The sequence below is a fragment of the Alteromonas gracilis genome, assembly GCF_043642145.1.
GTDB classification, from domain to species: Bacteria; Pseudomonadota; Gammaproteobacteria; order Enterobacterales; family Alteromonadaceae; genus Alteromonas; species Alteromonas gracilis_B.
Genome location: NZ_JBHZRZ010000014.1, coordinates 19,222 through 43,061 on the forward strand (window position 1 = coordinate 19,222; position 23,840 = coordinate 43,061).

A 23,840-nucleotide genomic window follows, 5' to 3' on the forward strand; every position below is an offset into this window, starting at 1 on the left:
ATTATATTTCATTTCATTCACTGAGCAACTTTCACTAGTATTGAGTTATCAATTTTTTGCACACTTTTTGGTTAGCACCGTTGTTTGAGTGCTTGTTTAAGTTTAAACAAACGCCTGCTAAGTGATGCGAAATAAAACGCTTTATTCAGAATGAAAACTAAAGGTGCCCTATGGATTTTTCACATAACGACAAAACCAAAGCCTTGTTAGAAAAGCTCGACAACTTTATTGCCACGCACATAGCGCCAATTGAAAACGAAGTGTACGACTTTCATCACAAGGAAAATAATCACGGCGACTGGAAAAACTGGAAATTGCATCCGGGTACCGAAGCCCTGAAAGCAAAAGCCCGTGAAGCTGGCCTAGCAAACCTATTTTTACCCGATGCAGAACTAGGCCAAGGCCTTACTACATTGGAATATGCGCCAATGGCTGAGCGTATGGGTAAATACCTATTTGCACCAGAGATCTTCAATTGCAATGCCCCTGATACCGGCAACATGGAAGTGCTTTACCATTTTGGTAACGATGCCCAAAAAGAAAAATGGCTGAAGCCATTACTTGCAGGTGAAATACGTTCGGTATTTGGCATGACCGAACCCGACGTTGCCTCGTCTGATGCCACCAATATGGCAGCGACGATCATTGAAGATGGCGACGATGTAGTAATTAACGGCAAGAAATGGTGGTCAACAGGATTAGGTCACCCTAACGCTGCAATCACTATATTTATGGGTTTGTCTAACCCAGACAACGACAAACACAGTCGCCACAGCATGGTAGTAGTACCGCTAGATACACCGGGAATTACCATTACACGCATGCTAGACGCGTATGGCGATTACGATGCGCCTTATGGCCATGGTGAGATGCATTTCGACAATGTGCGCGTAAGCAAAGACAACCTTATCATGGGGTTAGGTAAAGGCTTTGCTATTGCTCAGGGGCGCTTAGGGCCGGGTCGTATTCACCACTGCATGCGTGCAATTGGTATGGCTGAAAAAGCCTTAGAGCTTGCCTTGAAGCGCGGTCATGAGCGCGTAGCATTTGGAAAACCTATCATTCGCTTAGGGGGCAACTTAGAGCGCATTGCTGATGCTCGCATGGCTATTGAGCAAGCACGCCTGCTAACCCTTCACGCCGCATGGAAGATAGACAACTTAGGTGTAAAGCACGCCATGACAGAAATCTCTGCCATTAAAGTTGTTGTGCCTAACATGCTGCAAAGCGTGGTTGATATGGCGCTACAAATTCACGGTGGCGCAGGTATGTGTAGCGACTTCCCACTGGCGCGTTTTGCAGCCGGCGCAAGAGCACTTCGCTTAGCCGATGGCCCTGACGAAGTGCATAAAGGCATGGTGTCTCGTTTAGAGCTTAAAAAATATCAGTAAGATAAGACACTAAAAAAGCGGCCTAGGCCGCTTTTTTACTTTTTAAAACGTATAAATGGCACTTAGCTGGGCATTAATTCCTGCACCGTAAAAACCTATGGTGTGAAGGCTATTAATGTACTTTTTATCAAAGATATTGTTGATATTCATGCGAACGGTGAGATCGTCAGTAAACGCGCGCGAGGCATACACATTACCTAGGAAATACGCCCCCTGCCTTACGTTGAAATCGCTATTGCTGATCTCAGATTGCCATCTACCGCCTAAGCCCACTTCCATCTCTGGCGCCGCAGGAATGGTGTAACCCATTTGGAATGTCACTACGTCACGAGGTGCCCATGTATTAGCTTTGCCCCCTTGCTCGTTTTCAACATCAATTGCGGTATAAGCGGCTTGTACACGAAGGTTATCAGTAAGCTGGCCCACCATCTCAAATTCAAAACCATTCGACTCTACCGACACTCCTTCATAAAAGTATTGACCGTTTTCAGGGTTAATACCGGCAAATGCAGCAAGGTTGTCTTGCTTTGCAGTAAAATACGCGAAAGTGGTGAGTAATGTGTCGTCTAACCATTGCGCTTTAAGCCCTGCTTCAAAGTTCTTTCCTTTTGTTGGTGCAAGGAACTGACCCGATAGTTCATACTGCTCTTGGGGCTGATAAACATCAGAGTAGCTTACATAGGCGTTAACACGTTCGGTTACGGCGTAAGTCGCACCTACATAAGGGCTAACTTCACTTTCGCTGTTATCGATAATCGTGCCCGAATTAACACCGCTTCGTTCAAAGTCGATGGCGTTAAACCCAGCAATAACAAAAAGCGCATTGGTAACAGAGATTTTCGTTGAACCAAAGTAACGCGTTAAGTCTTGCTCTATTTCTGAATAAAGTACCGGTGCTAGCCAGTCAGGCTCTGCAATAGCGTCAAACGCATAAGGGAACGCGGGCGTTGGACCAAAGGCCGGTGTATTGGCAAAATCAAAACCGTGTTGGAATGAATCTTCATCGCTGGTTGCGTTGCTTACGCCAACATTAAATTCGTGCTGGCGGTTAAATAGGTTAAACGTGCCGAACAAACGCCCCTCATAAAGATGTGAATCACGCTCAGAATCGTAACGCCCCGGCCAGCCAGATAGCCCTAAACCGGTTTCTTTATCTATTGTGCCAGAGGCATAAAACAATTTGCTTTGATCTTCAAAATCACGGTAGTTGTAGCTAAGCAGTAACTGCCAGTCGTTGTCAAAAACATAGTCTAGTTCAACAAATGCATTGGTAGACTCTGTGTCCCACTTGGTCCACTCTTGTGACGTGGTATCGCTGATATCCCACTTTGCTTGCGTGCCGTCGGAGTAGTTAAATACTAGCCCGCCCCAGGTGTTTCCATCGGTGTTAGCATCTTGGTACGACACACCAAATGTTACCGTAGCGTTGTCGGTTAACTGCCCGTCAACAACACCATAAAGAAAGCTTCTGTTGTCTTCTAATCCGTCTAAGTGGCTTTCTTTGTCTTCTATACTGCCAACCACCCGCGCGGCCCAGCGGCCGTCTTCAGTTAGCAGCATTGAGTAGTCGCCCTGAACGCGTTTGAAATTATAAGAACCAATACTGGCACCAATCTCACCGCCTTCTTCGTTAGTAGGGCGTTTTCGAACGTAGTTGATGGTACCAGACGCATTACCTACGCCCGTAAGCAAGCCATTGGCGCCACGAATGACTTCAATATTTTCATAGCCGTAAGCCTCAACAGCCCCAGTTACAATTCCCCAATCATTAGGTAGACCCACACCGTCTATTTGCGTGTTCTTAATTTCAAAACCACGGGCGGTGTAGTTGGTGCGGTTTGTTTCCCACTGCTCTACGTTAATACCTGGCGCTAGCCTTAGCGCGTCGTTAATGCTGAATGCGCCAAACGACTGCATTAAGTCTTCAGAAATAATACTTATAGACTGCGGCGTTTCGCTAATTTCCATGGTTAAGCCAGTTGCGCCACGACTGACACGGTTTTGGCGAACACCCACAATACGAATTTTTTCAACATCCGCTTCTTTAACTTCTTCAGTTTGGTTGGCGGCGGTTTGTGCACTTACCGACATGGCAAAGGCAAGCGGAGTTAACGCAAATAGAGTTCGTGGTTTCATTGTGTTCCCAAAGTAGTTTTAGTTCCTGATAGTGGGGCGGGATTATACTTAACAAAACAAAATACACAAATGATAATTATTATCATTTGTTTTTAAAAGCAGTTTTAAGAAAGGCTTTTTGAACAGGTAATTAAAAATACTGAGAGCCGTTTTTAAAGCGGCTCTCATTTATGACATGAAACGATTTTTTAGGGCGTTTGCGTTACTGGTGGGTACTTCTCATGACAAGACTATTCATGACGTAGCGCTTTAATAGGCTTGTACCTAGCAACGCGCGCTGCGTTACCACCCACAGTAATCCACGCTATGGCAACGCTGATTGCGCCAGACCCAATACAAATGGGAATTAACAGCCAAAAATCTATTCGGTAGGGAAACTGCTGTAGCCAGCTTAGCATTAGCCACACCGCTACAGGCCACGCAATAATGTTGGCAAGAGCAACAGGCTGTGTGAATTGCCAAACCAGAAGCTTAACTATATCACTCACACTGGCCCCCATCACTTTTCGAATTCCTATTTCCTTGGTACGTCGCTGTGCACTAAATGCCGCAAGTCCGTACAAACCCAAGCACGCAACCGCAATAGCCAAAACTGCAAACGCACTCAGCAATTTCATTTGGGCATTTTCCTGCTGATACTGGCGCTCTAGCATATCGCTTAAATAACGAATGTTAACGGGTTCAAGCGGCACTACATCGCGCCAAACCTGTTCAACCGCCTCTCGCACGGCTTTATCTTTGTTTAATGAATAGCTAGATGAATAGCTAATGGTTGCCACGCTGAAGCGATTGGGGTCAAGTAAGTAAACGGAAGGTCGAATATCGAACTTCACAGAACGGAAATAAATATCAGGTATTACACCAACAATGGTTAGTTCAGACATACCATTTCCGTAGCCACTATGAATCACAGCACCTATTGCGCTTTCTGGCGAGTCAAAACCTAATTTAGTTACCGCAGAGCGGTTTAAAATAATGCTCCCTTTACCCCAGTTGTCATCATTACCACTTACAAATACATCGCTTCTGTTAGCTTTATTAAAAACGCGTCCTGCAATGGGCGTTACTTCATAGTCGTCAAAGAAACCATAACCCATAGAGTAGTAGTTAAGTAATGCTGTAACAGGTTCGTTGTTGTCAAAGCCCGGACGAGTGAAGTTAGTGTTGTTTTCATTGTCTTGTGACGGGGCTTCAGACGAATAACTGACGCCCGTAACGTCTGGAATCGCCTCTATTTGGCTTTTAAGCGCATCTCTATTGTCGCGTGCAGCACCTATATTAAGCACCAGTTTGTTGTCTGAGGTATAACCTAAGTCCATGTTATTCGCGTGCTGAGTTTGCAAGTACACGACAGAAGTACTGATAAGTAAGCCTATCGAGATAACAAACTGCCCCACCACCAACGCGGAACGTAGTGTAGATGAGGCACCTGAGTCGCTGCTTTCACTTGCTTTTAGCACGCGCCCTGGCATGTAGCGGCTTATCACAAGTGCCGGATAGCTTCCCGCTCCTAACCCCACTATTAACACAATACCTGCCAATAGCAGAAACAAGTCAGGCGATGAGAGCAAGTCAAACGTAATCGATTTATCAAGCACGTAGTTATAAAACGGCAAGGTCACTTCTACACCCACCAGCGCTAGCAGCAATGCAATGAATACTAAACAAATGGCTTCAACTAAAAACTGCACTGCGACTTGACTGCGACTAGCACCAAGCACTTTTCTCATAGCCACTTCACGGGCTCGCAGCCCTGCACGTGCGGTAGATAAGTTCATAAAGTTTACGCATGCAATTAGCAAAATAAGTATGGCTACAAACGAAAAAGTAAACACCATTCTGTCGTTGCCAAGCTCGGAAAAATCACCTAAGTTACCCGCGTGTTTGTGCGCATGTAAGTGCAAATCTTCAAGCGGCATAAAGCGCAGCTCTACCGAGTCAGTGACTTTCCTATCGTTCAACACCCCAGCCGCATCTTTGGCATTTTGTGCATACGGGCTCTCGTTGTTAATCCAGTAATCCAAACGCGCTTGAGCTTGCTGCAAACTCACGCCTTCACGTAATTTGAAATAGGAATACACGTTAACGCTGTTCCACGTGTTAAGTAGCCCGTCAAAGCTGCTAAACAGCTGCACATCCATGTATACCAACATGCTGATGTTAAAATGCGTGTTTTCAGGAAGATCTTTTAGTACGCCTGAAATGGCAAGCTCAATAGGCCTTCCAGCAACGCAGCAAAGCGTTAGGGTTTCACCAACAACATCGGTGCGTCCAAAATAACGAATAGCGGTTTCTTCCGTTACCAGTAAATCGTTAGGCTTTGCAAAGCTAGACTCTATAGAGCCGTGTGCTAAAGGTAAGTCAAATAGCTCAAAGAAGTACTCTTCTCCAACTAGCACGTTGTCTTCAAAGCCCTCACCGTCTTTTCTAATGGTGGTGCTCATTGAAAAAAGTCGTGCGCCGACTTCTACTTCGTTCGCCATAAAATCGCGCACCGCAGGCATGACCATACCGGCACTGCGAACCGTAAGAAAAGATGGCCGACCTGGAGTGTGATACGCGGTGTGTAACCGCACCACCCGATCTGATTCACTCATCCAAGCGTCGTATCCGGACTCTGAGCGAACAAACAACATGATTAGAATGCAGCTCATTAAGCCAATGGCCAAGCCAACAATATTGATGGCTGAGAACAGCGGCTTTTTAACAATATTGCGCCAAGCAATAAGGATATAGTTACTAAACATATTGCACCCCTAGCGCTATGCGGCTTTTACATTTTCAGTGACAACGTGGCCATCGAAAAGATGAATAGTGCGTCTTGCGTAATCGGCGTGCGACGGGCTGTGCGTTACCATGACAATGGTAGTGCCTTCGTTATTCAGTGCCTGCAGCATTTCCATAACTTCTTGGCCGTGCGCACTGTCTAGGTTTCCTGTTGGCTCGTCGGCAAGGATCATAGACTGCCCACCTACCACAGCGCGGGCTACGGCAACACGCTGCTGCTGACCACCAGAAAGCTGGCCTGGCATATGTTTAGCGCGATGGGCAATGCCTACTTTATCCATTACTTCAGCCACGCGTTTTTTGCGCTCGCTGGCGCTTATATCGTGGTACAAAAGCGCAAGCTCAATGTTTTCTTGCACGGTCAGCTCATCAATAAGGTTGAAGTTCTGAAAAATAAAACCAATGTGATGTTTTCGAATTTTAGACAGCTGAGACTCGTTATATTGGGCAATGTTTTCATCATTGAACCAGTACTCACCGCTGCTTGGGTTGTCTAACATGCCAACAATGTTAAGCAAGGTAGACTTGCCACACCCTGACGGGCCCATAATGGCAACGAACTCACCTTTTTCAATTTCAATATTGACCCCATTAAGGGCAAGCGTTTCAACTTCGTCTGTTTGGTAAATTCGTTTTAAGTTATTCATTTTTAACATTGTTCGTCCCTCACTTTTGGTCAATATATAAAACTTGCATGTCGAGATAATCGGCATATGAACTGATGATCACGCGCTCACCTACCGACAAGCCTTCTATCACTTCAATGGCATTGTTGTTGCGTCTACCAAGGCGTACACTGCGGCGCGTAGCTTGTGTGCCGTCGCTGTTAACCACAAACACCCAATTGCCGCCGGTGTCTTGGTAAAAGGCGCTATTTGGAATAAGCACAGCCTCGCTTGCATCGCCAAGCGTAAGCTTCATTTGCAATGTCTGGCCCCGGCGAATGTCTGCTGGCTGCTGCTCATTAAAGGTAAGATCAACTTCAAATTGACCGTTTTGTACCTGCGGGTAGATTTTGCTGATTGTTAGCTGATAATCGTCAAATATCGCTTGCTGGCCTAAATCAATGCGCGGCAAATAGTATTCATCCACCAGCACGCTTACCTTAAAGTCGTCGGGTGTATCGATTTGCCCCAAGCGCTCACCGCGACCAATACTTTGCCCTACTTCTACACTGAACCCCGATAACTTCCCGCCCACAGGCGCACGCACATTCATGCTTTCAAGGTTTTTGCGTGAAATTTCCAAGTTATGTTCTAAGCGCTCACCCGTGCTTTTCAAAAATGCCAGCTGCGACTCTTGCATGCGCGCGTCAGACGCTTGGCTTTCTTTGGTAATTTGCAAGCGCTGCTTATACCACTGCAACGAGTCGATTGTTTCGTCGTATTGCGACTGACTAATAGAGTTAGATGACAAAAGCGGCGCTTCTCGCTCTAGCTTTCGTGTAAGCAATTTTATTTGGTATTCAATATCAATAAGGTCGCGTTTATGCTGCAGGCGATTTTGTTCAAGGCTAAGCTCAATACTGCGGATATTGTTAAGCTGCTCTGCAACACTTGCCTCGTTACCCAGCACACTAAGCTGCAAACTGACATTCGACAACTCAACAATTAAGTCGCCGGGTTGAAGCTGTGCGCCATCTTCCACCAATACCCGTTCAACACGCCCTCCTTCAATGGCATCTAAGTAAAGGGTTCGGCTTGGCACTACTCGGCCTCGCACGGGAATGAAGTCTTCAAACGTGCCTTGTGTAACCGTAGCAACAGACAACCGCTGCCCGTCTACAGCCAAGCTTTTGCTTTGGAACGTAAACGCTTTGTAAAAGCCAAACGCAATAACCAAGGCTACCGCTACTAACAGGTAAGGGTTCATGTACCAGGCTTTGGCTTTCTTTACCTTTCTGTCCATGGTCGCCCCTGAATGTGACGAAGAGGGCGGCGTGTTCACTCGCTTAAGTTGTGTCATGAAATACCTTTAATTGAGCTTGTTGCATGCATACTTGGATATTGCCTTGGCTTACCCTTTGCTATGTTTTTGTTATATATGCTGATGCAGAACAAAATTATATTGCAGCTAGTAACACAAGAAGCGTTCCAAATAAGCTAAGCAATTGATTAAAAATAACTTTAACGAATTCACACAAAAAACAAGCGCACCCAACATGTACGTTTATGAACAGTTGGTGTACGTTAATGAACACTAAAACGGCAATGAGATGACGATGAAACAACAAGGAAGCGTACTACTGGTTGATGACGATGAAGATATTTTGGTGGCAGGTAAGTTGCTGCTAAAACGCTTTTTTTCAGACGTAAGAATTTGCAATCAGCCAGAGCACATCCCCACTTTACTGAATGAACATCGTTTCGACGCCATTTTGTTAGATATGAACTTTGGCCCAGGCGAGAGCAGCGGCGAGCAAGGTTACAACTGGCTAGACAAAATCATTGCCCTAGACCCACAAGCCGTTGTGATTATGATTACTGCCCATGGCGGCATAGATACCGCCGTAGAAGTGATGAAACGTGGCGCGACCGACTTTATCGCCAAGCCGTGGCAAAACGAAAAGGTGATTGCCACCGTATCTTCAGCGGTAAAACTTGGGCAGTCGCGCGGCGAAGCAAGTGCGCTTAGACAAACCAACGAAACGCTTACCAAACTAACCAGCAGGCAGTCGCAACCCTTTATTGCCAACGCAAACTCAATGCAGCCCGTAATGAATATAGTAGAACGCTGTGCCCCTACCGACGCGAACGTACTCATTTTAGGTGAAAATGGCACGGGCAAAGAAGTGATTGCCAGAGCCATTCACGAAAAAAGCGCCCGAAGCGGCAACATTTTTATTACGGTAGATTTGGGGGCTGTGCCTGAGTCGCTGTTTGAAAGCGAGCTGTTCGGCCACAAGAAAGGGGCGTTCACAGGCGCGATGGAAGATCGCGTGGGGCGCATATTAGCCGCGAACGGCGGTACGCTATTTTTGGATGAAATAGGCAACCTGCCAATGCACTTACAAGCTAAGCTGTTAGCGGTATTGGCGCAGCGCGAAGTTACCCCGGTTGGCGCAAACAAAGCCACGCCGTTCAATGTACGCATTTTGGCCGCTACAAACATGCCCCTTGCGCAACTGCGTGACGAGCGGCGTTTTCGACAAGATTTACTGTTTAGGTTAAATACCGTAGAGCTTACGCTACCCGCATTACGCCAGCGAACAGAAGACATTATTCCCATTGCTAACATGTACTTAGCAGATTATGCACGCAAGTACGCTAAAGACGGCATTCGCTTAAGCCAAGGGCTACAAGATGCCTTTAAGGCTTATTCGTGGCCTGGCAACATTCGTGAGTTAAAGCATTCAGTAGAGCGCGCAGTTATTCTATGCAGCAGTGACGAGCTTGGTACAGAAGACTTTCAGCTTAACGCGGTGCCACATCGCGCTACTTTTAACGATGCGCCCAAACCTTACCACAATACGGGGGCTTCAGCGGTTGATAGTGCAGCACCGACAACAACGGTAAGTGAACAGACAAGTGCTACATTACACCACCAAGCAGAAAGCGCTCATGCGCAGTTCAACCTAGAAGAAATAGAAAAACAGACCATTTCAAAAGCACTTAAGGCGTATCGCTACAACATTAGCCATGCGGCAAAAGCACTGGGCTTAACCCGCGCTGCGCTTTATAGACGGATGGAAAAACATGGGCTTTAACCGATTCTCGCTGCTACTTAGCACGCGCGTTTGCTGTTTAATGATATCGGTAGCGCTGGCTGCTTACTTTTGGTTTACGCCTGGCTATACCGCAACGTTCTTTTTAACCACGGTAATTGCCATTGCATTAGCGTTTGAAACCCGAAAATTCGTAAGTAAAACCAATGCAGAGCTTACCCGCTTTTTAGAGTCGGTTCGCCATGGTGAGCTGACACAGCGCTTTGCCTACCCTGAATTTGGCAGTGGCTTTGAAAAGCTGGGCGAAACCTTCACCAGTATATTGGCCGATCTTCAACAAAAACGCACCGAACAAGAGCAAACACTTCGACATTTAAAAGCCTTGCTAGAACAAGTGCCCGTTCCACTATTAAGCCTTTATGAAAACGGCGATATAGTGCTGTGGAACCACACAGCACGAAAACTCTTTGGCACGGTATTGATAAAAAACGAGCGAGACTTAGCGCAGCATTCATTACACCTTGCGAATACGCTGAAAAACATGCGCCCAAGCGAAAAAGAGCTGGTTGAATTCGACGCAGACGGCAGCAATCACAAGCTTGCGGTGTCGGTATCGCACATTATTGTGGCAGGAAAAAAAGAGAAACTTGTTAGCCTGCAAGATATAAACAGTGAACTGGGTTTAGCGCAATTGCAGGCTTGGCAAGCGCTGGTGCGTGTACTTACACATGAAATTATGAACAGCATTACGCCTGTGGCTTCACTGGCCGACACCACATCTCATTTAGTAAAAGACATAAAACAGAACTACCAACATGACAACGCCGTGTTGGCCGAGCTAGACGACGTAGAACAAGCAGCCGATACGCTTTCAAGGCGCAGTAATGGGCTTATGCAGTTCGTAGGCAGCTATAAAAAGCTTACCCGCCTTCCTGCCCCCCAACTTAAACCAATAAAAGTTAACGAGCTGCTTGAGCAAACCGTAGCGGTGTTCGCTCAGTCGTGGCAACAAAAAGGCATTGCCATTGATATGCAGCTAATTGCAGCTCCCATTCAAATTGACGCCGACAGGCACATGATTGAGCAAATAATTGTGAACATTTTGCACAACGCTGAACATGCACTGGCGCACGTAACCCACCCTAAAGTAACGATTAGTGTAAGCCTGACCAAGCGCAGTCGATGCGTAATTGAGATAGCAGATAACGGTGCAGGTGTGCCTGATGACATTATTAATAAAGTGTTTGTGCCGTTTTTCACAACAAAGCGCGAAGGCACAGGCGTTGGATTGGCGCTGACTCAGCAAATAATGGTAGCCCACGGCGGACAAGTACGTGTTAAAAACCTAGAGCACGGCGGCGCGTGTTTTAGTTTGGTTTTTTGAAAGCAAAAAATTTTAGAATTAAAAAACTGCGAACCCAAATTGCGAGTGCTACGTCTTTAGATAAAAAGATAAGGGTGCGCAATGTTAATACCACTGTTACTGCTGTAAGTCGCCTTTTTAATAGGCGTACTTGAGATTGTTATAAACCAATGACAAACACAGACATAGCGCTACTGGTTATAGAGCTTCAATTTGGTAACAAAGAAGCACTTGGTAAACTATATCAACACTTTCACGTTGCAATGCGTAAGTACGCCGTGCTGCGGGTTAAAGACAGTATGATTGCCGACGACCTTGTGCAAAACGTTTGGGCTAAAGTGGCAAAACGGGTAACCAAGTTAAACGACGTTTCGCTTTTCAAAAGCTGGCTATACAGAGCGTTGCGCTGGGAAATCGTAGATTGGTATCGAGCGTCGAGCAAAGAAGTACCGTTACACAGCGACATGCCCGAAAAAGCCATAGAAGTGGTGTTTAGTGAGCCCTTATCACCGTTAAAACATTTATTAACATTACCTACGAACGAGCGCGATGTAGCCGAGCTTTTTTACCTGAACGATTTAAATATTCAAGAGATAAGCCTAGTGACAAACGTTCCACTTGGCACGGTGAAATCGCGTTTACACCGCGCCCGCAGCCTGTTGAAACAACGCATTTCAAAAACGGAGTACGGTTATGAAGAATAATTCTGATGACGACATTAAGCGCTACTTAAATCAGCAGTCGCAAGAACTCGACAACATGTTGGGAAGCGGTTTAACTGACTACCTAAAACTGGGCTTTGCCAGCAATTTTTCAGGAATTATGAAGCTAGGCTATGTTATTGCGATAGCGCTAAGCATTGCTATGTTTTACTGCGGTTATAAATTTTTTACTGTGCCAGCTACAGACCATGTGTTTTGGGGAGTGTTGCTAATTTTAAGCTTTAACGCACAGGTGGCGACAAAACTTTGGATATTCATGCAAACTAACCGCAACATACTTTCGAAAGAAATGCGAATGATTGAGGTAAGGCAAAGGGCTTGGTTTGAAGCTATGAAATTAAAAGATTAAGGTTTGCTTGAGTTTACATTGCAAATGATTTAGAAGTGAAAACTAATAATGGAATTGCAACTAAGTTAACGGTTTGACTAAGAATATATCGTACTACTCAACTAACGCTTCTTTTCTGGCGAAACAGTATGACAGCGTTTCTTTCGAGTCGGTACATAAAGATTGGGTAAAGGAAATTCCCAAAGATGGGATGGTACTAGACGTAGGGGCTGGCTCTGGTCGCGATGCGCGTTATCTTGCCTCGAGGGGTTTAGGCGTGGTTGCAGTAGAGCCCGCCTCTGGCATTCGAGAGCTTGCTAAAGATTACACAATTTCAAACCCTATCCATTGGGTTTCAGACTCGTTACCTGAACTGTCCGAAGTTTTTAAATTACAGTCCAAATTTGATTTAATTCTGCTAAGTGCCGTGTGGATGCATATTGCGCCCTCTTCACGTGAGCGCGCTTTCAGAAAGCTCTCTTCACTACTGAAACCCAACGGCAAACTAATTATATCGTTGCGTTTTGGTGGCTGCGACGATGAACGCACCATGTACGACGTTTCCGCCGACGAACTTGCGAAATTGGCTAGCCAGTTCGGCCTTTCTTATCGCTTATTAAGCTCAGCGCAAAACGCAGATGAATTGGGTCGTGATGATGTTACTTGGCAAACGGTTTTACTTACCTTGCCTGACAATGGTACTGGCGCGTTCCCGTTAATAAGAAACATTGTTGTAAATGACAGTAAATCATCTACCTATAAGGTTGGCTTACTAAGAACGTTGCTCAGAATTGCAGAAGGCCACCCCGGCGCAGTTATCGAACAAACAGGCGAGCACGTAATTTTGCCCGCTGGACTCGTAGCGCTATATTGGCTGAAGCTTTATAAGCCGCTGATTGATCAATTCGAGATGCAGCAAAACAGTAATTCACGCAAAGGCCTAGGCTTTGTTAAAGACAATGGCTGGCAACAATTTAAAAGCTACTCAAGTAACGATTTTTACATTGGTGCCCGCTATACAGACAATCAGATTGGACCCGGCCTATATCGAGCGCTAAAAGATATTGCTAAGACTATAGAAACCATGCCGGTGCGATACACTACTTTGCCAGGTACCAAAGATGCTGTGTTTCACGTTGAGCTTAATACAACAAAAAAGCCAAAGGCCGACCTTGTATTAGATTTCAGCTTTTTATCGTCGCTTGGAAAGTTTTACGTGCCCATTCATATCTGGGACTCGCTAACACAATATAGCGTGTGGATTGAACCAGCGCTAATAAACGAGTGGTCTTCGCTTATGGCGAGCTACAACCTTAATAAGGCAAAACAGTATACCAAGCTAGATTACTTGAATGCGCTTAGATGGGAAGACCCCGAGCGGACAACGGCAAGAATTAGAAAGCGCGTAACTGAATTAATGGCCAGTGAGGATGTAGCATGTTGTTGGTCTGGTAAAAGACTGAGATTTCAAGATTACGCAATCGATCACGCCTTCCCTTTTGCTCGCTGGCCTAACAACGACTTGTGGAACTTGTTACCCACAAAAACCAAGATAAACGCCAATAAGTCTGACAAATTGCCTACAGGAATTAAGCTTTCAAGCTCTAGAGAGCTTATTGTTTCTTGGTGGAAACAAGGGTGGCAAAACAATCAGGCTGAGTTTTTTAGCCAAGCAAATTTAGCACTTCCAAACCTTAAGCCAGATAACACAAACTTTGACGATGTATTTGAAGCGTTTACGCTACAGCGCGACCGCATAAAAGCATTACAGCAGTTGGAAGATTGGCGGTAGTGCTTGTAGCAGGTTAACTTCCAGTAAAACAAAAAAATAGATTAAGGACGAAATAGTAAATAATGGCAGCCTTAGCTGCAGCAATTGGTTTTGTGGATTCCTCTAGTGAGTGCTGAAAATTAAAGCAACCTCTCTTACGGTTAATAATTTATTCCTTATTAAACCAAAGGTGGCTCACAATCAAAGTACCGAACTCAAAAAATAAGTTGCGGAACTGAAGCAATACCAAGTTTTTGTTTGGTCGTAGGGGACAAGTCTTGCCAACGCTCGGCTAGCCAATCTACAAGTTGAGTTCCATTCATTAAGTGAACGCTTAAACCATCCGCGTGCTGTGTTACATCTTCAGTGAAATCACCTAATGATACTACCCATCGATGACAATCGTCTTTTCTCTCAACCTTCGCTATCTGCTCGATAGCATGCTTATCGGTGTAACCTACATGATCTTTCACTTGAACCAACAGCTCTTGCGTAATGAAAGGGTTGCGTGACTGGGCTTCTATATCAACATCAACGCCAACCTCGTGACTTTGCTTACTGGGTATAACCGCGGTGTAACCTTCAATTTCAAGCAATTCTTTTACTAGGTGTTCTAAGCCCTGGCCACCAGCTTCCAAGTAATGATTTCTATTTCGAAGGTTATCTAACAGTTTTTCCTTAAATTGCTCTAATTTTTCCCCAGCTTTTTCGTTAATTTTGGATAAGGCACCGCTACTCACATTATTTTTAATGTCGTTATAACGCTCTATGATTTCCTCTTTAAAGTAATCTAAGTCAGCAACGGTTAAGCGTATGCGCAGCCTAGATTGTAAACCCTGTTTCAAGTCTGTACGTGCGATAGAAATTGGCTCGTTTTCGGCATCGCAGGGAAAATCTACTTTTATTTGGTTTTCGCCCCACGGTTTGTCTGCGCAGAATTGCTTTTTACCAGTAGCGACACCGATGTATATGCGCGCAGGAGCTGGAACTACTATTAGATCGCCCTGCTTAACTTCAATGAAACGGCGTAGTTGATTGCCGCTACGCCCTACGCTTTGCTGTGTGCCATCAAGATGTTCAAAGAACTTATCAGCAGTGGTGAAATTGCAAAGCTGAAACTGTCCCCATCCAATCCCAGCATATCCCTCGCTGATTAATTCAACAGGTCCCCTCATCAGGAGTACTTTACTATTTTCAAAATCGGTCACCGTACATCCCTCGTATTTTAGGTAAGTTATATTGATGTTTAGTTTAAAACATCATAGCAATCTAAAGTATTTATCCTTTATCCACCAACCCATTGAAAACCTCAATCGCCCTATCAAAGCTTTCATTGTTGTCGAAATAAAGCTGGCTTAGTCAGCTTTTCTTTATTTTGTAGATAGCGCAGGCAAAGGCTAGTGTTTCTCTAAAGCTACGAATTCTTTAAACATCTCTCGCTGCGGTTTTGCCACCCGCTTTTTTAATACGGGTAATTATTAGCGCTAATTGAGTTTATAATAGCGGTTAAACAGTTTTTGAATTACATCGACCAACTTGAGTAGAACATGGCCCATAAAGTACGTTATAAGTTTAAAGGTGTGGCAAAAGAGATAAACTTTTCTTACAGCCGCCATCAAAATATGCATGAAGCCGTGGCTGATGCTGAGGGAATAGACCTTTCCCAGTTCCTGCAAACCGAACAGCAACTTGCTGCTATCAGTAAAGATAAAAAAACCGTTAGAAACTTCAGAGATACCGAATTTGTAAAAATGGGTTTTTCTGAATTGTACTTCTTAAAAAACGGTCAAGAATGATGGTTACACTCTTGCAATACATACTAGGCCTCTGAAATGCTTTGCTTTCGGGGATTAACGGTCAAATTTTAAAAAATGGTAGGCCCGACAGGGTTCGAACCTCTGACTCCGGAGCGCAAAAACATCAATCAAATTTTTATGGGTTACCCTCAACCAACCCATGAAAAGCCTCAATCGCCCTATCAAAGCTTTCGTCATTTTCAAAATAAAGCTGGCTTAGGCGGCTTTTCTTTATTTGGTAGGTAGCGCTGGCAAAGGCTAGCGCTTCTCTAAAGCTCTCAAACTCTTGGTCGAATACCGTAAACACTTCGTTCTGGGGTTTTCCTACACGTGTTTTACTGCCATTTATCTCGTAATCGAACCCTGCAAAACGAATGCGTGAAAGGGCTTCTTTGCCAAGTCGCATTCCCCCTTTTAGGCTTATTTGAAATGCGGCGTCCATTTCTTCAATTTCATCTTCGCTCCAATGGTTAAACACCCTAATGGCTTTTTTGTACTTCGCTGCCAATAGCTTTTTTAACACGCTTGTTCTGGGTTCTAGCGTGGCGTTGTTTTCATTTTTTAATAGGTCGAAGCACTCATTGCATGAAGGTACAGAAATAAAATCGGCCTGTAGGTTGCCATTTTGCCAGTCGTGAATGAATTTTATAGGCGGGATAAAGTCTTGCCGTGCTGCTTCGCAGCCGCAGTAAATACAGCGGTGAAAGTCTGCCGAATGTACCGCACTTAGTGTGGAGTAGAACTTTTGATAATTCTTTACTGACATACTGGCGCTAGGTTGAAACTTAAAAGCTATGAACACCAATAATGGTAACACAGCAGTATTGAGTAAACGTTAATTGTGCTTCTTAAAACAAAAGCGCTGCCCTTTTGCAGCGTTTTTCTTTATCCAATATCGGTTACAAGCGAAAGACTTAAATGTGGGCCGCCTTCAGCCTAATCTAGAATTATGACTGCTGTTGAAAATGCACTAATACTTAGTGAACCCTGAGTAACAAATTCATTTATCTCCCCCGAATCACTTTTCCAAAGCTTCACTTTGGTTGAAGCCATAAACCCTAACGGAAGGGGCATTTCATGCATGTCGTAAGAAAAATTAACCGCAGCATAAATACGCAAATTGTCCTCTGTCACCGAAAAGCCAAGAAGCTGTTTTTGTTCATCGAAGTAATAGACTTCGAACTTACCCATAAGGCTAGCGTTAATCGTTTTAACCAGCTCCGATACTGAGTTTTCCCGAATGTGAAAGGCATTAAATAAAGTCGCATGCTCGCTACCTAAAGGTAGCACTGCAAACAGTGTGCTGAGCAGTGCGGTTTCGTGCTCGTTAATGGGGTGTTCACAGGAACTGACTTCATGTTTACTACCTGATCCCGTTAGTTCATTAGACAAAGTATTGCTCAACCCATTTGCCAACGAAGTAATTGAGCGCCTTTCGTCTTTTTTACTCAGAAAATCACATACTACTTGTGAAATTAACAATGCTTGTTGCTTATTCACTTCCGCGCTTTGCACATCATTCTGTAAGCTAGCTTTTTTATTCAGAATAAATACGCTGATACCGCCGATTAAAAGGGCTAAAAGTGAAGCCCATTTCAGTGACAAAAACCTATTCATCGTTTTGCCCCCTTTTCTATTAATAAACCCACGCCCATGGCGGCCATATTTACCGCAACAATGCCATTTAGATAATTGAAAAACGCATAAGGCGCGTAATCGAGCACCTCTACACCAAGCGTTGCAGAGTAAAAAGCGCCAGCAGTTGTCCATAGTTAAAGACAAGTTGGCAAAGCTCGAAAATGAAGTAGAGAAAATCAGTATAACGACTTAGGAGTGACTTGTGACAAAGAAAAGCGAAGATCATGGTTTGAGGAAAATGGCCCGCCCTAGAGGATTCGAACCTCTGGCCTCGGCCTCCGGAGGGCCGCGCTCTATCCAGCTGAGCTAAGGGCGGATTGTGTTACATAGGTAGTAAGCACACTGCGTTTACAAAGATGAAAATACGCGAATAAACGTATGCTGCAAACGGGGCGTAATAATACTTAGCCCGTAAGCTAGCTTCAACTCATTTATTAAAATCTATTTAGATGACTTGGCACAAGTGTTAAAAATCCTTACTTTTTATGGGTAATTGGCCTCAAATAGTTGTTCAGCCCCAATTAACCGTTATAATCTGGCCAGTTATATTTTAAACAAATTCATCATTGCCTGGAGACAGATGTGAAATTAAAGACTTGGTTAACTGTTGCTGCTACTGCGCTAACCGTTTTTGCAGCACAAGCACAAGAAATGAGTAACGATGAAATTGCCGAGCGTATTAAGCCGTTAGGTCAGGTTCACGTAGCGGGCGCAGCGGCGGCAGGTAATGCTGGTGCAGCAGGCGGCGCAAAGTCAGGTGAAGAAGTTTACAACTCAGCTTGTGTAGCGTGTCACGCTTCAGGCGTATTGGGCGCACCAAAACTTCAAGTTGCAGCCGATTGGCAACCTCGTTTAGACGACCGTGGCCTTGATGGCGTATGGCAAAATGCACTAAACGGTATTAACGCAATGCCTCCTCGTGGTACCTGTGGCAACTGTTCTGATGAAGAAATTAAAGCTGCTATCGAGTATATGATTGAAGGTATCTAATACCCTCAAAATCGCAACAACTTGATGGAAAAAGTAGCGTTTTATCCTCTAATCGGGTAATTTAACTCCTTGGAGAAACGTTACTTTTTTACTGGCGAGCGGAATGTCAAAAGATTCGACGCAACATGAGTTAACTGAAGAAGAACTGCGCGAACTTATACCGCAGCTTCAACAACTCACAGATAAATATAAGCGCGCTGAACGTGTTCAGAAGGCGCTTTTTGACATTTCTGAGCTTGCCAGTTCTGTTAGCCACCTTAACCGCCTGTATTCTGCTATTCATGAAATCATTGCCGATTTTATGAACGCCGACAATTTCTTTGTCGCCTTCTACGAACCCGATAGTCACGTTGTCGACTTTGCCTACTTCATAGACGAATTCGACGAACAAGCGGTTCATCAACTTCCCGCAGAATCGTTAATGGACGGGATGACAGGTTACATATTGAAAACGGGCGACCACCTGTTTTACAAGCGTGACGACGAAGAAACCTTTGCCTCTGAACACGATATTAAGCTGGTTGGCTCGCAGCCTTTTGAACTGCTGGGCGTACCGCTAAAGCGCGGCAGCCAAGTAATTGGCGCTATGGTAGTGCAAACCTACGACGAGGGTGTGAACTACCGGCAGGAAGATTTAGAAGTACTCCTTTTCGTTTCTCAGCATATCGTGACGACCGTTGATAGGGTAAAGAACCGAGAGCTTACCGAACGCACCATTCGCGAGCGCACCCGTCAGTTACGTAAAATAAACGACGACCTTCAAGAAGAAATTTTAGAGCGCCAAAAAGTAGAGTCTTTGCAGCAAGCGCTGTTCGAGATCTCTGAGCTAGCGGCTAATCTTGAAGGTGACATGAATGCGTTTTATTCCAGTCTTCATGAAATTTTAGCCAGGCTAATCAGCGCGCCAAACTGTTATATTGCCATTTTAGATAAAGAAAACGATTTACTGAAGTTCCCGTATTTCAGTGACTCTATCGAAAAAGAAGTCAGCACGCGGCCTCTTGGTTTAGGCTTAACCGAGTTCGTATTGCGAACAGGGCAAGCAGAGCTTGTAAACCCGCCTAGAGTGCTAGAGTTAGCAGAGTCGGGCGAGCTTGATGTGTCTGTTGCGCAAACCATGCTAAACAGTGCAAATTCATGGCTAGGCTCTCCGCTTATTGTCGATGGCGAGATTGCTGGCGTTATTGCCGTGCAAACCTACGGTAAACACGCAAAGTACAACTCTCGCGACCAAGAGCTTTTACGCTTTGTATCGCATCATATTGCCGTAGCCATTGAGCGTAAGCGCAACACAGAATCGATGCAGCGCTACAACGTAGAGCTGGAAGAGCGCGTTAAAGAGCGCACTGCAGAGCTTAACCGCGCGAATAAATTCTTAAAGCAGCAAATTGAAGAGCGTAAAGAAATTGAGCTTAAGCTGATTCACGATGCCCATCACGACTCGCTAACCGATTTGCCTAATCGCTCAATGTTTACTAGCCGCTTAGAACTGGCAATTGCGAGTAAACAGCGTTACTGCGAAAACATGTTTGCAGTGCTGTTTATCGACTTAGACCGTTTTAAAGTTATCAACGATACGCTAGGTCACCACGCTGGTGACGAGTTCTTAGTTGAAGTGGCGAAACGTATTGCACTTTGCATACGTGGTCACGACTTATTAGCACGCCTAGGTGGCGACGAATTTGTTGTGCTACTTGATAACTTTGAAGATGAGTCTGACGTTGAAGAAGTTGCTAACCGCATCATTTCATCTATTTCCGAGCCGTTTTTACTTGATGGCCGCGAAATGTATTCTGGCGCCAGTGTAGGTATTGCGCACTTAGAGTCTTATTATCGCAGCGCAGATGAAGTGCTGCGCGATGCCGATGCCGCAATGTATCAAGCGAAAACACTTGGTCGTGGCCGCTTTGTTATGTTTGATAAGAGCATGCGCGATAGGCTTATTGAAGAACTTGAGCTTGAGAACGAATTTAGGCGCGCATTGCGCGAAGAAGAGTTCGACTATTTCTTACAGCCTGTTATTAAGCTTAATGACAACAGCACGCTGTACAAAGAAATGTATATTCGCTGGTCGCACCCCGCCTACGGCAAGATTGCTAGGGAGCAGTTTAGACAGGTGGCGGAACACAGTGGGCTTACTCTTGATCTAGATTTATTCCAGTTAACCAAAGCCTGCGAGCTACTTAACTATTATAAAGACTCTGATGAGCCCGTTAATAAAATAGCGGTTAATGTCTCGATTAATCACCTGCTTCAGGCTTCAATGGTTAATCAAATGATTAATGTAATTGAAACCTCGGGGATTACGCCTAGCCAGTTGGTGTTCGAATTTGACGAAAACGACTTAAATCGCCGCTCTCAGTTTATTCTACCTGCTATTAAAAAGTTGAAACGCGCTGGCGTAACCTTGGTATTGGATAACTTTGGAAGTGGCTTAGCGTCACTGAGTTATTTATTCGCCTACCCGTTCGACTTTATCAAAATTGATCATCGCTTCGTAAAATCCCTTCCTCGCTCTCAGCGCAATTTAAAACTGATCCAGTCGGTTATGCTTATCTCAGAGCACTTAAGATTCCAAGTCATCGCTGAGGGCGTTGACTCAGAAGCTCAGCTTGATGCTCTTAGCGAAATTGAATGTTCATACGCACAGGGTAAAGTATTAAAGCAAGCCAAAGTGCTCGATATGGCGCTGATTGCCAGCTAGAAGTTAGTACTTACAAACCACAATTAATTAACGTTTCTGTTTATTTCTTACCTAGAATATCGCGAAGGTTTGCAATGCCGACTTGCGCTTTTTGCTGGCGTTCTTCTTTGGTGGCTTTCGGCTTTTGATTTTCCCATTGCACGTCATCTGCAGGCAGTTCGAATAAGAAACGGCTTGGCTCTGGGTTTATCACTTCACCAAACTGACGACGCTCTTTGGCAAGGCTAAAAATAAGCTCGCGCTGCGCACGGGTAATGCCCACATAAGCAAGCCTGCGTTCCTCTTCAACATTGTCTTCGTCAATGCTGCTTTGGTGCGGCAACAACCCTTCTTCCATTCCTACTAGGAAAACAATCGGGAATTCCAGGCCTTTCGAAGCGTGAAGGGTCATTAGCTGCACTTGGTCCCCTTCCCCATCGTCTTCGCCACGCTCCATCATGTCGCGCAGAATTAGGCGGTTTACCACTTCGGTTAACGTCATAGGCTGATCTAAATCGTTGCCTTCAAGCATGTCGTTCACCCAACCAAATAGCGTACTTACGTTGGCCATGGCCATTTCAGCGGCTTTGGGGCTAGCACTGGTTTCGTACAGCCATTCTTCATAACCCATGGTGCGGATCATGGTACGCACGGCGTCGGCAGTGTTGCCGCGTTCAGCGTTGTCCGACAGCTCTATTACCCAGCGGGCAAAGGTAGACACCGAATGAAAGGCTTTTTCAGGCAATACACTGTTTATATTTGGGTGGGTTGCCGCTTCAAACATCGACACACCAAGGCTGTTGGCGAAGTTCCCCAACTTTTCAAGCGTTGCGCGACCTATACCACGCCCTGGCGTGTTTATAATGCGAAGCAAAGCATTGTCATCATCTTGATTCACCAGCAGCCTTAAATAGGCCATGATGTCTTTCACTTCGGCGCGACCAAAGAACGAAATACCGCCACTTATTTTATAAGGAATGCGGTTACTCATTAGCAGTTTTTCAAATATACGGCTTTGGTGGTTTCCGCGATACAAAATGGCGTAGTCTTTAAACTGCGTGCGGTTCATAAATTTGTGCGCCAGCAATTCTGCCACCACACGCTCGCCTTCGTGCTCTTCGTTTTTCGCCTCTATGACTTTAAGCGGCTCGCCGTATTGCAGCTCTGAAAACAGGGTTTTATCAAACAGGTGCGGGTTATTCTGAATAAGAATATTCGCGCAATGTAGAATGCGCCCCGATGAGCGGTAGTTTTGCTGCAGCTTAATTACGTTTAAGCGCGGAAAGTCTTGCTGTAAAAGATGCAGGTTTTGGGGCTTAGCACCACGCCACGAGTAGATAGACTGGTCGTCGTCGCCAACCACAGTAAAACGTGCGCGCTCGCCTACTAATAGCTTTACCAACTCGTACTGACTGGTGTTGGTATCTTGGTATTCATCCACCAGCAGGTAGCGAATTTTACTTTGCCATTTTGCCCTAATTGCTTCGCTGCTTTTTAACAGTAGCGTGGGCAGCAGAATTAGGTCGTCAAAATCGAGCGCGTTATACGCTTTTAAGTTGTCTTGGTAGCGCTTGTAGGCCTCAGCAAATTCTCGCTCGCCAGTGCTTGTTGCCGACTTCAACAAGGCGTCGGGCAATATAAGGTCGTTTTTCCAGTTCGATATACAGCTTTGTAGTAACTGAAGCTGCTCTTTATCGCCATCTATCGTGTCGGCGGTTAAGTCTGTTAATAGCGCTAACGAGTCTTTGTCGTCAAACAACGAAAAGCCGGGCTTAAGGCCTAAGTCTTTAACGTGGGCTTTAATAATGGTTAAACCCATAGTGTGAAAGGTTGACACTTTTAGCCCGCGAGCTTCGGGTTTACCCAAGGTTTGCGCAACACGCTCTTTCATTTCGCGAGCTGCTTTGTTGGTAAAGGTAACCGCTGCAATATAACGCGCTGGCATATCGCAGTTTCTCACTAAATGAGCAATCTTATTGGTAATTACACGCGTTTTACCACTACCCGCACCCGCCAGCACCAAACATGGGCCAGACACAAAGGTTACAGCAGATTCTTGAGCTTCATTTAGTTTCATTTAATTCCTAAAACAACATACATTTTGGGCACAACACAGTTTTCATTGCATGTCGTGTCGATACCGATAGAATAGCTTCATATTTTGAGCTGCGCATTATAAGGGAATTCCATGTTGGATCCGAAGAAACTCGAAGATTTAGCGAAACAAATTGCTGATGCCGTTCCACCTGGCGTTAAAAACATGGCTGAGGAAGCCGAAGGTCGAGTAAAGGCGGTATTGCAGTCGCAGCTGTCTAAGCTTGATTTAGTCACACGCGAGGAGTTCGACATTCAAAGCCAAGTGCTTATTCGCACGCGAGAAAAGCTGGATGTTATGGAAAGCCGCATTGCCGAACTTGAAGCGAAGCTAGCGGAAAAGTAGTACTTAATGACGTAAAGAAACCCAAAAGCGCCTTAATGGCGCTTTTTTGTTGAGCTCAACAAAATAGATAATTTAGTTTGCCCTTCAACAAAGACATCCTAGCAGCGCTTCAATTCCGTAAGATAATACCA

At 45.0% G+C, this 23,840-nt stretch carries 18 protein-coding genes, 1 tRNA gene and 1 pseudogene; 10 read left to right on the forward strand and 10 right to left on the reverse strand.

From position 1 onward, the window contains the following. Positions 1-170: 170 nt before the first annotated feature. Complete coding sequence (locus ACHUFN_RS18505) at positions 171-1,391, forward strand: acyl-CoA dehydrogenase family protein (RefSeq protein WP_394224199.1); 1,221 nt, start codon at positions 171-173, stop codon at positions 1,389-1,391. A gap of 42 nt (positions 1,392-1,433) precedes the next feature. Here ACHUFN_RS18505 and ACHUFN_RS18510 read toward each other — a convergent pair whose 3' ends face one another. From ACHUFN_RS18510 to ACHUFN_RS18525, 4 genes are all read right to left on the reverse strand, one after another. After that, complete coding sequence (locus ACHUFN_RS18510; RefSeq protein ID WP_394224200.1) at positions 1,434-3,527, reverse strand: TonB-dependent siderophore receptor; 2,094 nt, start codon at positions 3,525-3,527, stop codon at positions 1,434-1,436. A gap of 230 nt (positions 3,528-3,757) precedes the next feature. Beyond that, complete coding sequence (locus ACHUFN_RS18515) at positions 3,758-6,274, reverse strand: ABC transporter permease (RefSeq protein ID WP_394224201.1); 2,517 nt, start codon at positions 6,272-6,274, stop codon at positions 3,758-3,760. Positions 6,275-6,289: 15 nt separating this feature from the next. Beyond that, entirely contained in the window at positions 6,290-6,970 is a 681-nt protein-coding gene (locus tag ACHUFN_RS18520) for an ABC transporter ATP-binding protein (RefSeq protein WP_394224202.1), read from the reverse strand. Between the two features lie 10 nt (positions 6,971-6,980). Then, a complete protein-coding gene (locus ACHUFN_RS18525) occupies positions 6,981-8,279 on the reverse strand; it encodes an efflux RND transporter periplasmic adaptor subunit (protein ID WP_394224204.1) in 1,299 nt (432 codons plus the stop codon). Positions 8,280-8,535: 256 nt separating this feature from the next. On the opposite strand from ACHUFN_RS18525, the gene ACHUFN_RS18530 reads away from it, so the two are divergent. The 5 genes from ACHUFN_RS18530 to ACHUFN_RS18550 all read left to right on the forward strand — a co-directional run bounded on the left by ACHUFN_RS18530 (position 8,536) and on the right by ACHUFN_RS18550 (position 14,183). Continuing rightward, the gene (locus tag ACHUFN_RS18530; RefSeq protein ID WP_394224205.1) at positions 8,536-10,020 is read left to right on the forward strand and encodes a sigma-54-dependent transcriptional regulator; all 1,485 of its coding nucleotides are present in this window, start codon (positions 8,536-8,538) and stop codon (positions 10,018-10,020) included. Continuing rightward, positions 10,010-11,362 carry a sensor histidine kinase gene (locus ACHUFN_RS18535; protein WP_394224207.1) on the forward strand — a complete coding sequence of 451 codons (1,353 nt, stop codon included), beginning with the start codon at positions 10,010-10,012 and terminating at the stop codon, positions 11,360-11,362. Before ACHUFN_RS18530 ends, ACHUFN_RS18535 begins: the two co-directional genes overlap by 11 nt. Positions 11,363-11,511: 149 nt before the next feature. Then, complete coding sequence (locus ACHUFN_RS18540; RefSeq protein ID WP_394224208.1) at positions 11,512-12,045, forward strand: RNA polymerase sigma factor; 534 nt, start codon at positions 11,512-11,514, stop codon at positions 12,043-12,045. Next, entirely contained in the window at positions 12,035-12,412 is a 378-nt protein-coding gene (locus tag ACHUFN_RS18545; RefSeq protein ID WP_394224209.1) for a DUF6768 family protein, read from the forward strand. The genes ACHUFN_RS18540 and ACHUFN_RS18545 overlap by 11 nt, the downstream gene beginning before the upstream one ends. A 73-nt stretch (positions 12,413-12,485) precedes the next feature. Continuing rightward, complete coding sequence (locus ACHUFN_RS18550) at positions 12,486-14,183, forward strand: methyltransferase domain-containing protein (protein WP_394224211.1); 1,698 nt, start codon at positions 12,486-12,488, stop codon at positions 14,181-14,183. Positions 14,184-14,377: 194 nt separating this feature from the next. On the opposite strand, the gene ACHUFN_RS18555 is transcribed toward ACHUFN_RS18550, so the two are convergent. Beyond that, positions 14,378-15,370 carry a restriction endonuclease gene (locus tag ACHUFN_RS18555; protein WP_394224212.1) on the reverse strand — a complete coding sequence of 331 codons (993 nt, stop codon included), beginning with the start codon at positions 15,368-15,370 and terminating at the stop codon, positions 14,378-14,380. A 339-nt stretch (positions 15,371-15,709) separates the two neighbouring features. Here ACHUFN_RS18555 and ACHUFN_RS18560 point away from each other — a divergent pair, with 339 nt between their 5' ends. After that, positions 15,710-15,958 (forward strand): DUF2960 family protein, encoded by a 249-nt coding sequence (locus ACHUFN_RS18560; protein WP_012516628.1) that lies wholly within the window; start codon positions 15,710-15,712, stop codon positions 15,956-15,958. A 136-nt stretch (positions 15,959-16,094) separates the two neighbouring features. Here the strand turns inward: ACHUFN_RS18560 and ACHUFN_RS18565 are convergent, their stop codons facing one another. The 4 genes and pseudogenes from ACHUFN_RS18565 to ACHUFN_RS18580 form a co-directional block, all read right to left on the reverse strand. After that, the gene (locus tag ACHUFN_RS18565; protein ID WP_394224214.1) at positions 16,095-16,724 is read right to left on the reverse strand and encodes a hypothetical protein; all 630 of its coding nucleotides are present in this window, start codon (positions 16,722-16,724) and stop codon (positions 16,095-16,097) included. Positions 16,725-16,894: 170 nt separating this feature from the next. After that, positions 16,895-17,575 (reverse strand): hypothetical protein, encoded by a 681-nt coding sequence (locus ACHUFN_RS18570; RefSeq protein WP_394224216.1) that lies wholly within the window; start codon positions 17,573-17,575, stop codon positions 16,895-16,897. Further along, positions 17,572-17,727 (reverse strand): annotated as a pseudogene (locus tag ACHUFN_RS18575) (Na+/H+ antiporter NhaC); the annotation flags it as partial. The pseudogene ACHUFN_RS18575 and the gene ACHUFN_RS18570, both read right to left, overlap by 4 nt. A gap of 108 nt (positions 17,728-17,835) precedes the next feature. Beyond that, a tRNA-Arg gene (locus ACHUFN_RS18580) sits at positions 17,836-17,912 on the reverse strand. A gap of 266 nt (positions 17,913-18,178) precedes the next feature. On the opposite strand from ACHUFN_RS18580, the gene ACHUFN_RS18585 reads away from it, so the two are divergent. Together ACHUFN_RS18585 and ACHUFN_RS18590 are read left to right on the forward strand one after the other, a co-directional pair. Beyond that, positions 18,179-18,586 carry a c-type cytochrome gene (locus ACHUFN_RS18585; protein WP_394224218.1) on the forward strand — a complete coding sequence of 136 codons (408 nt, stop codon included), beginning with the start codon at positions 18,179-18,181 and terminating at the stop codon, positions 18,584-18,586. Between the two features lie 103 nt (positions 18,587-18,689). After that, complete coding sequence (locus tag ACHUFN_RS18590) at positions 18,690-21,290, forward strand: EAL domain-containing protein (protein WP_394224219.1); 2,601 nt, start codon at positions 18,690-18,692, stop codon at positions 21,288-21,290. Positions 21,291-21,330: 40 nt separating this feature from the next. Here the strand turns inward: ACHUFN_RS18590 and rep are convergent, their stop codons facing one another. Next, positions 21,331-23,346 carry a DNA helicase Rep gene (rep, locus tag ACHUFN_RS18595; RefSeq protein ID WP_394224221.1) on the reverse strand — a complete coding sequence of 672 codons (2,016 nt, stop codon included), beginning with the start codon at positions 23,344-23,346 and terminating at the stop codon, positions 21,331-21,333. Between the two features lie 111 nt (positions 23,347-23,457). Between rep and ubiK the strand changes: the two genes are divergently transcribed. Further along, positions 23,458-23,709, forward strand: a complete 252-nt coding sequence (gene ubiK / locus ACHUFN_RS18600; RefSeq protein ID WP_394224223.1) for a ubiquinone biosynthesis accessory factor UbiK — start codon at positions 23,458-23,460, stop codon at positions 23,707-23,709. Positions 23,710-23,840: the final 131 nt, after the last annotated feature.

What these genes read in the sequence shown, in the direction of transcription:
- ACHUFN_RS18505 (WP_394224199.1), top strand. Translation starts at nt 171, where the DNA reads ATGGATTTTTCACATAACGACAAAACCAAAGCCTTGTTAGAAAAGCTC.
- ACHUFN_RS18510 (WP_394224200.1), bottom strand. Translation starts at nt 3,527, where the DNA reads ATGAAACCACGAACTCTATTTGCGTTAACTCCGCTTGCCTTTGCCATG.
- ACHUFN_RS18515 (WP_394224201.1), bottom strand. Translation starts at nt 6,274, where the DNA reads ATGTTTAGTAACTATATCCTTATTGCTTGGCGCAATATTGTTAAAAAG.
- ACHUFN_RS18520 (WP_394224202.1), bottom strand. Translation starts at nt 6,970, where the DNA reads ATGTTAAAAATGAATAACTTAAAACGAATTTACCAAACAGACGAAGTT.
- ACHUFN_RS18525 (WP_394224204.1), bottom strand. Translation starts at nt 8,279, where the DNA reads ATGACACAACTTAAGCGAGTGAACACGCCGCCCTCTTCGTCACATTCA.
- ACHUFN_RS18530 (WP_394224205.1), top strand. Translation starts at nt 8,536, where the DNA reads ATGAAACAACAAGGAAGCGTACTACTGGTTGATGACGATGAAGATATT.
- ACHUFN_RS18535 (WP_394224207.1), top strand. Translation starts at nt 10,010, where the DNA reads ATGGGCTTTAACCGATTCTCGCTGCTACTTAGCACGCGCGTTTGCTGT.
- ACHUFN_RS18540 (WP_394224208.1), top strand. Translation starts at nt 11,512, where the DNA reads ATGACAAACACAGACATAGCGCTACTGGTTATAGAGCTTCAATTTGGT.
- ACHUFN_RS18545 (WP_394224209.1), top strand. Translation starts at nt 12,035, where the DNA reads ATGAAGAATAATTCTGATGACGACATTAAGCGCTACTTAAATCAGCAG.
- ACHUFN_RS18560 (WP_012516628.1), top strand. Translation starts at nt 15,710, where the DNA reads ATGGCCCATAAAGTACGTTATAAGTTTAAAGGTGTGGCAAAAGAGATA.
- ACHUFN_RS18565 (WP_394224214.1), bottom strand. Translation starts at nt 16,724, where the DNA reads ATGTCAGTAAAGAATTATCAAAAGTTCTACTCCACACTAAGTGCGGTA.
- ACHUFN_RS18570 (WP_394224216.1), bottom strand. Translation starts at nt 17,575, where the DNA reads ATGAATAGGTTTTTGTCACTGAAATGGGCTTCACTTTTAGCCCTTTTA.
- ACHUFN_RS18590 (WP_394224219.1), top strand. Translation starts at nt 18,690, where the DNA reads ATGTCAAAAGATTCGACGCAACATGAGTTAACTGAAGAAGAACTGCGC.
- rep (WP_394224221.1), bottom strand. Translation starts at nt 23,346, where the DNA reads ATGAAACTAAATGAAGCTCAAGAATCTGCTGTAACCTTTGTGTCTGGC.
- ubiK (WP_394224223.1), top strand. Translation starts at nt 23,458, where the DNA reads ATGTTGGATCCGAAGAAACTCGAAGATTTAGCGAAACAAATTGCTGAT.